Origin of the sequence: Psychrobacter sp. Arc9 (assembly GCF_041431295.1) — a bacterium.
In the GTDB taxonomy this organism is placed as follows: Bacteria; Pseudomonadota; Gammaproteobacteria; order Pseudomonadales; family Moraxellaceae; genus Psychrobacter.
This window is the reverse complement of the sequence record NZ_JASMRK010000041.1, coordinates 1-12,546: the sequence shown is the minus strand read 5'-3', so window position 1 is coordinate 12,546 and position 12,546 is coordinate 1. Positions and strand designations below refer to the sequence as shown.

The 12,546-nt window shown below is 42.3% G+C and carries 8 protein-coding genes and 3 pseudogenes; 4 read left to right on the top strand and 7 right to left on the bottom strand.

What is annotated here, in order from left to right:
- Nucleotides 1-76: 76 nt before the first annotated feature.
- Nucleotides 77-748 (top strand): annotated as a pseudogene (locus QO187_RS13500) (IS256 family transposase); the annotation flags it as partial.
- A 19-nt stretch (nt 749-767) separates the two neighbouring features.
- Here QO187_RS13500 and QO187_RS13495 read toward each other — a convergent pair.
- Nucleotides 768-935: pseudogene (locus QO187_RS13495) on the bottom strand (IS6 family transposase); the annotation flags it as partial.
- A 93-nt stretch (nt 936-1,028) separates the two neighbouring features.
- On the bottom strand, nt 1,029-1,421 hold the full coding sequence (gene cadR, locus QO187_RS13490) for a Cd(II)/Pb(II)-responsive transcriptional regulator (RefSeq protein ID WP_000550240.1): 393 nt from the start codon (nt 1,419-1,421) through the stop codon (nt 1,029-1,031).
- Nucleotides 1,422-1,511: 90 nt separating this feature from the next.
- Between cadR and QO187_RS13485 the strand changes: the two genes are divergently transcribed.
- On the top strand, nt 1,512-2,792 hold the full coding sequence (locus QO187_RS13485) for a cation transporter (RefSeq protein WP_102078869.1): 1,281 nt from the start codon (nt 1,512-1,514) through the stop codon (nt 2,790-2,792).
- Between the two features lie 63 nt (nt 2,793-2,855).
- On the top strand, nt 2,856-3,560 hold the full coding sequence (locus QO187_RS13480) for an IS6-like element IS1008 family transposase (protein WP_019383564.1): 705 nt from the start codon (nt 2,856-2,858) through the stop codon (nt 3,558-3,560).
- 27 nt (nt 3,561-3,587) lie between these two features.
- Here QO187_RS13480 and QO187_RS13475 read toward each other — a convergent pair whose 3' ends face one another.
- The 5 genes from QO187_RS13475 to QO187_RS13455 form a co-directional block, all read right to left on the bottom strand.
- Nucleotides 3,588-4,487 (bottom strand): cation diffusion facilitator family transporter, encoded by a 900-nt coding sequence (locus tag QO187_RS13475; protein WP_102078870.1) that lies wholly within the window; start codon nt 4,485-4,487, stop codon nt 3,588-3,590.
- A gap of 86 nt (nt 4,488-4,573) precedes the next feature.
- Nucleotides 4,574-7,714 (bottom strand): efflux RND transporter permease subunit, encoded by a 3,141-nt coding sequence (locus QO187_RS13470; protein ID WP_102093422.1) that lies wholly within the window; start codon nt 7,712-7,714, stop codon nt 4,574-4,576.
- Nucleotides 7,704-8,933 carry an efflux RND transporter periplasmic adaptor subunit gene (locus QO187_RS13465; RefSeq protein ID WP_102093421.1) on the bottom strand — a complete coding sequence of 410 codons (1,230 nt, stop codon included), beginning with the start codon at nt 8,931-8,933 and terminating at the stop codon, nt 7,704-7,706. Before QO187_RS13465 ends, QO187_RS13470 begins: the two co-directional genes overlap by 11 nt.
- 1 nt (nt 8,934) lies before the next feature.
- Entirely contained in the window at nt 8,935-10,260 is a 1,326-nt protein-coding gene (locus QO187_RS13460) for a TolC family protein (protein ID WP_102093419.1), read from the bottom strand.
- Nucleotides 10,261-10,308: 48 nt separating this feature from the next.
- Nucleotides 10,309-10,719, bottom strand: a complete 411-nt coding sequence (locus QO187_RS13455) for a cation efflux protein, CzcI-like (RefSeq protein WP_197707698.1) — start codon at nt 10,717-10,719, stop codon at nt 10,309-10,311.
- A gap of 336 nt (nt 10,720-11,055) precedes the next feature.
- Between QO187_RS13455 and QO187_RS13450 the strand changes: the two are divergent.
- Nucleotides 11,056-12,337, top strand: a pseudogene (locus QO187_RS13450) (IS256 family transposase).
- Nucleotides 12,338-12,546: the final 209 nt, after the last annotated feature.

Here is a 12,546-nt window from a genome sequence, read left to right as displayed (position 1 = left end):
TTTCTTGGTCATGGTAAACTCCTATAATTGTGCTTAGTTTACCAAGTTTAGTTGTACGGTTTCTTCAGCATAGCTCAAAGCTATCTATCTGGCCTTAGGCGTTGCTCTTGATGGTAAAAAAGAGCTGCTTGGCATGTGGCTATCAGAGAACGAGGGCGCCAAATTCTGGCTTGGTGTTCTCACTGAGCTACAAAACCGCGGGGTTCAAGATATTCTTATTGCCTGTGTCGATGGTTTAAAGGGCTTCCCTGATGCCATTAATACGGTCTACCCTAACGCTCAGGTTCAGCTGTGTATCGTGCATATGGTGCGCTATTCGATGAAGTTCGTACCTTGGACGGACAAGAAGGCCGTAGCAGCTGATTTAAAGGCCATCTACGGTGCTGATACGCTTGAGATGGCAGAGGCCAACCTTGAGCACTTTGATGAAGTATGGGGCAAAGAGTACCCGCATGTCATCAAGTCTTGGCGCAATAACTGGGAGGGCTTAACGGTGTTCTTTGGTTATCCTAAAGACATCAGAAGAGTGATCTATACCACCAATGCGATAGAGTCGCTAAACAGCGTGATTCGGACAGCGGTGAATAAGCGTAAGGTGTTCCCATCTGATCAGGCAGCATTCAAAGTGGTGTACTTAGCAACCCAGCAGGCATCCAAAAAGTGGTCGATGCCAATCCGTAACTGGACGTCTGCTTTAAATCGCTTTATGATTATGTTTGATGACCGTATAAGCAGGCATTTAATCTAAAGGGCAGTTACACAGAATTCGGGATGGTCTCTTGAACCCAACGGTAAATAGTCGTGTGATCAACATTCACACCCCGTTCGGCCAGCATTTCCTGCAGTTCACGATAGCTAATGCCATATTTACAATACCAGCGCACAGCCCAAAGAATGATTTCGCCCTGAAAATGCCGACCATGGAAAGGATTCATATGCTGCACCTTTAGCTAAAACAGTCTTCAGCTTACCATTCGTGGTTATTTGCAACAGTGCCGATTTTTTGAAAAAAGCATAGGTCTAGATAATCAAGCTAGATTTTTTAAAACTCCACATTGGTCAATTGTACATAAACCATCACAAGTACCTCTTAAATCAGATAATTGTTCAATAAGCTTTTGTTGCTTGATTATATTTTCTCTGATAGCACTGACATGTAAGTCAATTAATTCATTCACATCTGAACAATTTTTCTCAGGTTTGTCTTTATAGGTAAGTAATTGACGAATTTCATTCAAACTCATATTTAAAGTTCGGCAATTCAAAATAAATTTAATTCGCTCAACATAGCCTACATCGTAAAGGCGGTAATTTCCTTCCGTTCTTTCCGGTTCCGGAATTAAACCTTCCTTTTCATAAAACCTAATTGTTAATACTGAACATGAGGTTTTTTTAGAGAGTTCACCAATTTTTAAATGCATTGAGTTAGTATTTCCAAAGATTCTTGACTCTATAGTAACTATAGGGATTCTAATATTCAAAGTTTATAAATTTTTTTAATGGGTATAACTATGAGTGGCTGTGGATGTAGTAAAGAAACACCATACGAAGATAAGAAATCTCAACAAGAAAATCATCCATCAATTGCAGAAGCAAGCAATTCAAAGAATTGTGATAATACGCCTAGCTGTTGTGGTGAAGAGGAAGAAGAAAAATCTTCATCTCCTTGCTGTAACACTTCAAACAGTTGTGAAGATACCGCTCAATCCTGTTGTGGTTCTGATCCCAAAGAAAATTTAAGCACTGAAAACGTTTTAAAAGATTCGCACTACATGAGTGAATACTTAGTTCCCAAAATGGATTGTTCTGCGGAAGAACAGATGGTTCGTATGGCGCTATCTTCAATTGATGGTGTTCAAAAACTCATCTTTGATTTACCTAACCGGTCTTTAAAGGTTCTACATAATCAAAAAGATGAAAATATAACTACCAAACTTGAAGCTTTGGGTTTTGGTGCAAAGCTTGTGAAGACTGAAACTTATATAAGCAATCAACAGGCTAAGCAAACAAGTACCTATACCATTCCTAAAATGGATTGCTCTGCTGAAGAGCAAATGGTCCGTATGGCTCTTGCAGATATTGAAGCAGTTAAAGGTCTTACTTTTGATCTTCCCAATCGAAAACTGAAAGTCTTCCATAATGAAGGGAGTCAGCAAATTACGGCCAAACTCGAAGGACTGGGTTTTGGGGCGAAACTTGATGAAATACAGCTTTCTTCAGGCGATATACCTAATGAACCTGATCCTGTGAGACAAGCTAAAGTACTTAAACTGTTATTAGGTATTAATGCTCTACTTTTCTTTATAGAATTCATCAGCGGTATTATTGCTGCGTCTACAGGATTGATTGCTGATTCTCTAGATATGTTTGCCGATGCAGCCGTTTATGGTATTGCGCTATATGCCGTCGGAAAAGCTGCGAAATATCAAATAAAAGCAGCCCATTTCGCAGGTTGGATTCAGTTATTACTTGCTGTTATCGTGATTGTTGATGTCATTAGACGATTCATGTTTGGAAGCGAGCCAGAATCAACGCTCATGATTGTTATTGGCCTGCTCGCACTTATAGCTAACGTGACATGCTTATATCTTATTTCTGGTCATCGAGAAGATGGCGCACATATGAAAGCCAGTTGGATTTTCTCGGCGAATGACGTTGTCGTAAATATGGGCGTTATATTTGCCGGTGTACTCGTGGCGTGGACGGGATCAGCTTATCCAGACTTAATCATTGGCATACTGGTTTCTTTATTCGTACTGAATGGTGCCCGAAAAATTTTGGCTTTGAAGTAAGGGCACTGTTGCAAATAACCACGAATGGTAAGCTGAAGACTGTTTTAGCTAAAGGTGCAGCATATGAATCCTTTCCATGGTCGGCATTTTCAGGGCGAAATCATTCTTTGGGCTGTGCGCTGGTATTGTAAATATGGCATTAGCTATCGTGAACTGCAGGAAATGCTGGCCGAACGGGGTGTGAATGTTGATCACACGACTATTTACCGTTGGGTTCAACGTTATGCTCCTGAAATAGAAAAACGTTTACGCTGGTATTGGCGTAATCCTACAGATTTACATTCATGGCATATGGATGAGACTTATATCAAAGTGAAGGGGCGATGGACTTACCTGTATCGTGCAGTTGATCAACGGGGTCATACGATTGACTTTTACCTTTCCGCTAGACGGAACAGTAAATCAGCCTATAGTTTTCTAGGAAAGATCTTCAATACGGTGAAAAAATGGCAAATTCCACGGGTCATCAATACAGATAAAGCAGCGACCTATGGCCATGCTTTATCACGATTAAAGCGAGAAGGAAAATGTCCAGTAGATATTGAGCACAGGCAGATTAAGTATAAAAATAATGTCATTGAATGTGATCATGGTAAGTTAAAGCGGATCATCAGGGCCACATTAGGATTCAAATCTATGAAGACGGCTTATGCCACAATTAAAGGTATTGAAGTCATGCGTGCACTACGTAAAGGACAAGCATCGTCATTTTATTATGGTCAGCCTCAGGGTGAAGTGTGTCTAATCAACAGGGTTTTCGGTCTCTAAGTACTTTTTAAAGGGAACATCATCGACTCAAATCTCTATTTGCAACAGTGCCTTACATTTCGTATTTTCTATTTGTAACGTAATTTCAGTAATATTATGATTATGTTTTAGAACTTCTAAGGCCTTTTGATAGAGTTGATCTGTATTGCTATTCGGAGCAACCAAATGAGCAGTTAAATGAATATTTCTTGAGGATATAGCCCAGACTTTCAACTGATGAATCCCTTCAACGCCCTCTAGCTTCAATAAATCATTTCTTAACGACTCAATATCAATCTCATCAGGAACTCCTTCAAGCAGAATATTAATACTTTGTTTTAATAAAATCCAAGTTCGAGGTAAGACCCAGAAGCCAATTAACACAGCGATTACGGTATCAACCCACATCCACTGGGTAAAATAAATAACTATTCCTCCGATAATCACGCCTATCGATCCTAGAGCATCACTAAGAACTTCTAAATATGCACCTTTTATATTTAGACTTCCTTCAGCACTAGCAGAAAGGATTTTCATTGAAATCAAATTTATGACCAAACCACCAACCGCGACAATCATCATTCCAACACTTTGAATTTCAGCAGGATTCGTAAAACGTTGATAAGCTTCATATACAATATATATTGCTACCACAAAAAGCATCACCGCATTAAACAGAGCCGCTAAAATTTCAAATCGCTGATAGCCAAAAGTTCTTTTATCATCTGCGGCTTTTTTACCAATTTTGATAGCGGCAAGAGCAATAGCTAAAGCGGCTGCATCAGTAAACATATGAGCTGCATCAGATAACAAAGCCAAACTTTGGGTAATAAAAGCAGCGACAACTTCTACTATTAAAAAAGTAGTCGTTAAACCTAAGGCAACCATTAACTTCTTACTATTTTCTTCAGTAACAACCGCATGGCTATGATCATGATGTTCTGACATAAAATATTTTCCTTATTCTATTTATGATGAGCAGAGATATTGGATAACAGCCAATATCTCTGCTGTAAATCGACTAATCTATTGGATTAAGAAACTTTTTTTTCATTTATCCAACGATAAAGCACGGGTAACAGCACCAAAGTTAGTAATGTTGAAGAGATAATCCCGCCAATCACTACGGTTGCCAGTGGCCGTTGAACCTCAGCCCCTGTTCCGGTTGCCAGCGCCATTGGTACAAAACCCAGTGAAGCCACACAAGCTGTCATCAACACTGGTCTTAAGCGCAAAATAGCCCCTTGCCACACGGCTTTATGCACTGGATATTTGTCCCTTAATTCCTTAATAAAGGTCAGCATTACCAGTCCATTGAGGACTGCAACACCAGATAAGGCAATAAAGCCAATTCCAGCTGACATCGATAATGGAATATCCCTTAGCCAAAGGAACAGCACACCACCGGTCAAGGCAAAGGGTATCCCGGTAAAGACCAATAGACTTTCTTTGACATTGTGAAAGACCGCCATCAGTAAAATAAAGATAGTGATTAAAGCCAGTGGAATCACGATTTGCATCCGTGCTTTGGCTGAAGCCAAATTTTCAAACTGACCGCCATATTCTATCCAATAACCACTTGGCAAAGTGTATGCTTTGAGCTGTGTCTGTACATCAGAAACAAAAGACCCTAAATCACGCCCTTCAACATTCGTTGTAACCACAACTCGGCGTTTACCATTTTCTCGACTGACTTGGTTGATTCCTTCAATGGTCGAGACTTGCGCGACATCCGACAATAAAATACTGCCACCATTTGGAAGCTGAATAGGTAACTGGGAAACAGATGCGACACTACGGTCTTGCTCTCCAAGACGGATAACAAAATCAAAACGACGATCGCCTTCTAAAATCTCTCCCACGCTTTGTCCACCAATACTGGTTGCCACAAGGTCTTGAATTGAACGCACACTCAAACCATATTGTGCAGCCAAAGTTTTATTTACCTCGACATTCAGTAATGGCAAACCTGAGGTCTGCTCAACTTTCACGGCACTGCTACCCGATATTTGCTGAATGATTTTGGAGATTTTAGTCGCCTCAGTATTGAGGACATTCATATCATCACCGAAGATTTTCACACCAACATCACTACGCACACCTGAGATCAATTCATTAAATCGGAGTTCAATCGGTTGTGAAAATTCACTATTATTGCCTGGAATCGTGGCTAAATACGTCACCATACGGCCACGTAATTCATCTAAACTTTCTTTAGGATTTGGCCATTCTGAACGAGGCTTTAACATGATATAGCCATCTGAAATATTGGGTGGCATGACATCTGTTGCAACCTCGGCTGTACCCGTTCTGGCAAATACTGCCTTAATTTCAGGGAAACTCTTTAAAAGAAGTTTTTCAGTATTCTCCTGAATACGTAAAGACTCTTCTAAGCCTGTACTTGGTGAACGTAACTGTTGTATCGCAAAGTCTCCTTCACTGAGCTGTGGTGCAAATTCACTGCCGAGTTTGGTACTGATAAATCCCGTAATCACTAATAAACACAGTGCAAAAGTCAGCACAACTGCTTTGTATTGATACGAAATATCAAGAGTTTGCTGATATTTAGCTTTTAGCCATAACATCCAACGACTTTCTTTTTCTTGAATATCGCCTTTGACCCACAATGCCACAGCAGCAGGCACAAAGGTGATCGATAAAATAATGGCTGCAACAAGGGCGAGTACCACTGCCAATGCCATCGGATGGAACATTTTTGCTTCCACACCACTTAAAGCAAAAATCGGCAAATACACCACCAAAATAATAAGCTGACCAAAAATAAGAGGACGACGTGCTTGGCGGGCAGCCAGAAAAACTTCCTTAAAGCGTTCACTTTGTGTGAGAGGTCGTTTTAACAGTTGCTGTGTATGGGCTAAACGCCGGATACAGTTTTCGACAATCACCACAGCACCATCGACAATGATGCCGAAATCGAGTGCACCTAAACTCATCAGATTGGCACTGATATTTTGCTGTGCCATCCCGGTTAAGGTAAACAGCATAGAGAGTGGAATGACACAGGCAGTAATCAAGGCAGCACGGATATTCCCTAAAAACAGGAACAGAATGATGATGACCAGGATTGCTCCCTCTACCAAGTTTTTCTGAACGGTTTTAATCGCCTTCTCAACCAAGATAGTACGGTCGTACACCGTTTCAATCACTACCCCTTTAGGCAAACTATTCTGAATATCTTGAAGCTTGGCATCCACAGCTTTAGAAACAGTCTGGCTATTTCCACCCATCGCCATCATGACAATCCCTAAAACGGTTTCTTTGCCGTTATAGGTTGCCCCACCGGTTCTTAAATCATGCCCAATAGAGACTTGCGCAATATCACCAACCCGAATTGGGCTGCCATTTGGGCTACCCAGCATGGTGTTCTCAATATCAGAAAGCCCATTGAATGTACCCGGTACACGTACCGTCAGTTGCTGACCATTGTCTTCAATATAACCTGCACCTCGGTTCTCATTATTTTGCGCTAAAGCCTGTTGCAGTTGTTCTAATGAGATATTCAGTTGCTGCATCCGGTTTAAATCGGGAGAGACCACATAGGTTTTTTCAAAACCACCAATACTGTTGACCTCTGCAACTCCCTTAACACGTTGCAGTTGAGGACGCACAATCCAGTCCTGAATCTCACGCAAATCCATCGGCGTGTATGCAGTTCCATCCGGCTTTTTCGCATTCGGATCTGCCTTCAGTACCCATTGATAAATCTCACCGAGACCCGTAGAAACGGGGGACATCGTCGGTGCGATTTGTGCAGGCAACTCAGATTGCGCCTCCTGTGTCCGTTGGTTAATCTGCTGACGGGCCCAATAAATATCAGTCCCATCTTTAAAGATAATGGTGACTTGAGAGAGTCCATAACGGGATATGGAACGGGTAAGCTCCAGATCCGGAATGCCAGCCATGGCATTTTCAATGGGATAGGTAATCAGCTGTTCGACTTCAAGCGCAGTAAAACCCTTGGCTTGAGTATTAATCTGGACTTGGGTATTGGTAATATCGGGTACAGCATCAATCGGGAGTTTCTGATAGCTATACACCCCGACCGCAATCCAGGTACAGGCAAAGAGCAACACCCAAATCGCATTTTGTATGGAAAACTGAATGATTCGTTCGAATAAACCTTCTGGTTTTGGTAGATCAGAATTAATGTCCATGGCCTGCCTCGTCTTTTTCTAATTCAGATTTCAACAAGAAACTGCCTTGAGCGATATACTTCTGCCCTTCAGTCAGCCCAGAAATCACTTCAAGCCATTGTCCATCACTTGAAGCCTGCCCCAATTGCACTTTCTGTGCTTTTAAGTGGACTTGACCTTTTTGTTCTGAATCTACGATGAAAATACTGTCTTCACCTTCAATACTTTGCAGCGCAGACTTTTGAATCCGAAGGGCTGATTTTGCTGTAGCTTCCGGAATCAACACTCTCACTAACACATTAGAACGCAACTCAGTAGCTTGCGCATCGAGTTTTGCGCGCACCACCAGACGCCCTGTTTGTACATCTGCCTGAGAGGTTAAGCTTTGTACAGTAGCTTTATAGCTTTGATCTGAATCATTCACTTTAAAGTCAATTTTTTGCCCGGCTTGCAGTTGACCTGAGAATTGATTCGGCAAATTAAACTCAAGCCATAAATCTTTCAGCTGTTCAATGACAAAGAGCTGATTAGCCAGTTGCACATTTTCACCGACCACAATATCTTTTTGACTGATCACCCCAGAGATCGGTGCTTTAATCAGAAAACGCCCATTGTTATTGCCACTTGCACCTAATGCATTTAAACGTGCTTGTGAGGACTGGACAGTAATCTGCGCTTGACGGTAGGCATTTTCGGCACGCTGGTAATCCTGTTTGGCAGAAACCCCCTGTGACCAGAGTTGCTGTTCGCGCTGGTAATCTTTACGGGCCAAATCCAGATTCACCTGTGCCATACGCAGATTTGCCTGTTGGTCGATCAGTTCAGGCACGGTTAGTACAGCCAGCGTTTGTCCTTTTTGCACGCTCTGTCCTAAAGCCACATTGATCTGCTCGACATAACCACTAAATTTAGGCGATATATGCGCTTGTTGATCGGTATTCACCACCAATTTACCTGGCAGGGTTGTCAGCTTTTCAACCAATCCTGTGGATGCAACAGCAACTTTTAAACCTTGTTCAACCATTTGTTGGCTGGTCAGTTGTATTTCGCCTTCTTCAGCATGTCCTTCTTCAGAACTATCTTCATCAGAATATTCGGCATTTCCCTCATCATAACCCTGCCCCTCAGATTCAGTTTTTTTTGAACTTAACCAAATAGCCAGACTGACCAAGACCGTAATCAGAATCAAAACTACAATCATGAGAGACTTGGATATTTTTCCGTTTTGCTTGGCGTTCATTTTATCGTGCTCCCCCATTGATTAAATTTTGCGATGCTTCGACTGCCTTTTTATTCAGTTGTGTATAGGCATCCGAACGGCTAATTTCTTCATAACTTGTGCCAATACTGAGTGCCTCAGCTGCTAGGGCAGTTTGCCAAGCTTGACGTAGAGTTTGTAATTGACCCAATCGAAGATTCTGCAGTTGGGTGGTTGCTTGCTGAACGTCGGTAATGGACAGTTTCCCTGCCTGAAACCCTAGTAAAGTACGGCTCTGAACTTTGGTCGCCAAAGTAACTTGTGCTGTTGTGGCATCGAACTGGCTACGTAAACCTTTGAGCTGATGCCTGCTGTTGGCAATATCGAGTATTTGTTGCTTCAGCTCACGCTGCTGCTGTTGGTTCAGCAATATTTGCTGTTGCTGGACCATCGGGATCGCATATTGCTGGCGATTGAAAATATTCAGTGGAATAGCCACGCCGATTGCTAAAGTCGTATCGTTGCTTCCATTAGGGGTTTTGCTACGTTTCATGCCTACATTTAAAGTCGGATTGGGACGTGCCTGAATTCTTAAATTTTCAATTTGATGATCCGATTGCTGAATGTTCAAGGCATAGAATTTTTCTAGCCACCCTTCAGCAATATACCGTTGCACAGTTTGGAGACTTTGCTCTGGCCAAGGGATAGCGGTTTTATTCAATTGAAGATGTGAAGATGTTTCTCCCCCCCACAAATTAGACAGCTGACGACCGGCAGCTTGTTTATTCAGCATCGCTTGCTCATAAAGTCGTTGGATTTCTAGCGCTTCAATTTGGGCACGCTCAAAATCAACCAGGGCAATACTGCCTGCCTGATAGCGTTTCTGGGCACTGTCCAGATTGACTTTACTTGTTTTTAACTGTACTGAATAAGCAGACTGCTCAACCTCAGCAAGTGCAAATTGCGACCATGCAAATTTAACAATCAGTTGGCTTTGTGCCTTCCATAATTGCTGTTGCAATTGGATTTGTTGATTCGAGGTATTGGCAATCACCCGGTTCAGCTTACGCTGACCAAATAGATCTAGAGGTTGACTAACGCCAACATTGAATTCCTGTTCTTGACCTGAGCCAAAGCCAGACTGTTCTAAACTTATACTTGGATTCTGCCATAACCGACTTTGCTGAATATTCAATTCAGATATTTGCTGAACTTGTTGCCACGGCTTGTCTTGAGTCTGGTAACTTTGTACTTTTGCTAAAGCGGATTCAAAGCTGGTAACGTTTTCAGCATAGCTATATTGCATAGCCGCTGCACATATACAAGCAACCAAGCTATGACGCAAGAGTATAATTGATTGTGAAGACATGATTTTTCCCACTTATTTAAATAATAAAAGTGGTGGGAATGTTTTAGGCTACCCCACCATGAGCGGGGAAAATTCGGGAGGTGGGCTTTGTTGAAACAGGTCAGGAGCCTGATAGCTGTTTTTCCAATGAAATTGTGGATTCACTTTAACTTCAGAGCTTGGATGAAACACATCTACTTTTTCATTTTGTACAATCAAATGCATCATCGATGGTAGATGATCTTGATGATCTTCACCGATTTCTAAATCGCTACTGAATGTTTTTATGTTTTCTGACTGTCCATTATGATCGTGTTGACGACTATCGCTGGCACACAAGGTATTTTGGTGATGACCAAAATGATAACTCTGCTGTGATTGAGGCTGTTGTTCATGGACACAAAAGGCCGCCGCCACATTCCAAAAGCTTTGGAACATGAACAATCCAACCAAGACTGTAATCCATGTAGTAGAACGCATCATCATAACAACCGAAAAATTTGTACCAAGTATAAGGCTTAGAGCCACTCCAAGGTCAAGCTTAATAAATTAAATTAAACATTCAATGAACACTGAATAGCCGGCACTTTTGCAAATTTACCTTGTCTCTATAAGCTCACATCAATTTCAGGTAAGAATAACAATAGATAGTGAACCGTACCGGGTTTGTCGGAGACTTTTTATTTAAGTTAGGCCACCTGACCTAACGGGTTAATCTTATCATTGTACATTGCTTCAAACTCAAAAGGCAATTTTCCATGAGAGTTTCCCAAACTTTATGTAACTGCTTATAATCCACTAACCGGAGAATAAGCAATGACTACTCAATCTGACATCAAGAAACTGGCTGAGCAAATGGCCAGCAGCATGAAAAGCTTCGATGACATCAAAGACTTTCAAAAGCAGCTCATGCAGTCCTTCATCGACACTGCCCTAGAAGCAGAAATGGAAGAGCATCTCGGCTACCCCAAGCATGAAAAGGCAGACAGGCCTAATAAGCGCAATGGGCACACTAAAAAGAGAGTCCGTAGCGACACAGGCGAGCTTGAGATCTCCACCCCCAGAGACCGCGACAGTAGCTTTGAGCCTGTACTTGTCAGTAAGCATCAAACCCGTATTTCAGGTCTTGATGACAAAATCATATTTCACTACAGGCATAGCCTTACGTCTTGCGCTTCGGGCAAGTGTCTCCCAGACACTTGCTGATCCTCGCTCATACGCCAAAGGTCAAACCACTACTGAGATTGTAGAGAGCATCAAAGAGCTCTATGACGTCGACATTTCAAGCTCTCTTGTCTCAAGAGTCACTGACAATATCTTGGATGACATCACCGCTTGGCAGAACCGGCCACTGAGCAGCGTCTATCCTATCGTCTACTTAGACTGCATTGTCGTCAAAGTTCGTCAGGACAAACAGATCATCAACAAAGCTATCTATCTGGCCTTAGGCGTTGCTCTTGATGGTAAAAAAGAGCTGCTTGGCATGTGGCTATCAGAGAACGAGGGCGCCAAATTCTGGCTTGGTGTTCTCACTGAACTACAAAACCGCGGGGTTCAAGATATTCTTATTGCCTGTGTCGATGGTTTAAAGGGCTTCCCTGATGCCATTAATACGGTCTACCCTAACGCTCAGGTTCAGCTGTGTATCGTGCATATGGTGCGCTATTCGATGAAGTTCGTACCTTGGACGGACAAGAAGGCCGTAGCAGCTGATTTAAAGGCCATCTACGGTGCTGATACGCTTGAGATGGCAGAGGCCAACCTTGAGCACTTTGATGAAGTATGGGGCAAAGAGTACCCGCATGTCATCAAGTCTTGGCGCAATAACTGGGAGGGCTTAACGGTGTTCTTTGAGTACCCGAAAGACATCAGAAAAGTGATTTATACCACCAATGCGATAGAGTCGCTAAACAGTGTGATTCGAACGGCGGTGAATAAGCGTAAGGTGTTCCCGTCTGATCAGGCGGCATTCAAGGTGGTGTACTTAGCCACCCAGCAGGCATCCAAAAAGTGGTCAATGCCGATCCGTAACTGGACGTCTGCTCTTAATCGCTTTATGATTATGTTTGATGACCGTATCAGCAAGCATTTAATCTAAATGGCAGTTACACAGAATCTGGGATGGTCTCGTAGATAAGGACGATGCTTCAGGTTAACCTCACACTTGTTGTAAGTCTAGCAACGGCTTCTGCCTTTCCAGATTACGTTTATAGCTTCTGTTATACTAAAAACTAGGGCGTGTCTTCAATTCATCTTACAATGAACGATAGTACACGCCAGATAAAGCATTGACTTAAAATTACGCGC

What these genes read in the sequence shown, in the direction of transcription:
- QO187_RS13470 (WP_102093422.1), bottom strand. Translation starts at nt 7,714, where the DNA reads ATGGACATTAATTCTGATCTACCAAAACCAGAAGGTTTATTCGAACGA.
- QO187_RS13475 (WP_102078870.1), bottom strand. Translation starts at nt 4,487, where the DNA reads ATGTCAGAACATCATGATCATAGCCATGCGGTTGTTACTGAAGAAAAT.
- QO187_RS13465 (WP_102093421.1), bottom strand. Translation starts at nt 8,933, where the DNA reads ATGAACGCCAAGCAAAACGGAAAAATATCCAAGTCTCTCATGATTGTA.
- cadR (WP_000550240.1), bottom strand. Translation starts at nt 1,421, where the DNA reads ATGCATTTAAAAATTGGTGAACTCTCTAAAAAAACCTCATGTTCAGTA.
- QO187_RS13460 (WP_102093419.1), bottom strand. Translation starts at nt 10,260, where the DNA reads ATGTCTTCACAATCAATTATACTCTTGCGTCATAGCTTGGTTGCTTGT.
- QO187_RS13480 (WP_019383564.1), top strand. Translation starts at nt 2,856, where the DNA reads ATGAATCCTTTCCATGGTCGGCATTTTCAGGGCGAAATCATTCTTTGG.
- QO187_RS13455 (WP_197707698.1), bottom strand. Translation starts at nt 10,719, where the DNA reads ATGCGTTCTACTACATGGATTACAGTCTTGGTTGGATTGTTCATGTTC.
- QO187_RS13485 (WP_102078869.1), top strand. Translation starts at nt 1,512, where the DNA reads ATGAGTGGCTGTGGATGTAGTAAAGAAACACCATACGAAGATAAGAAA.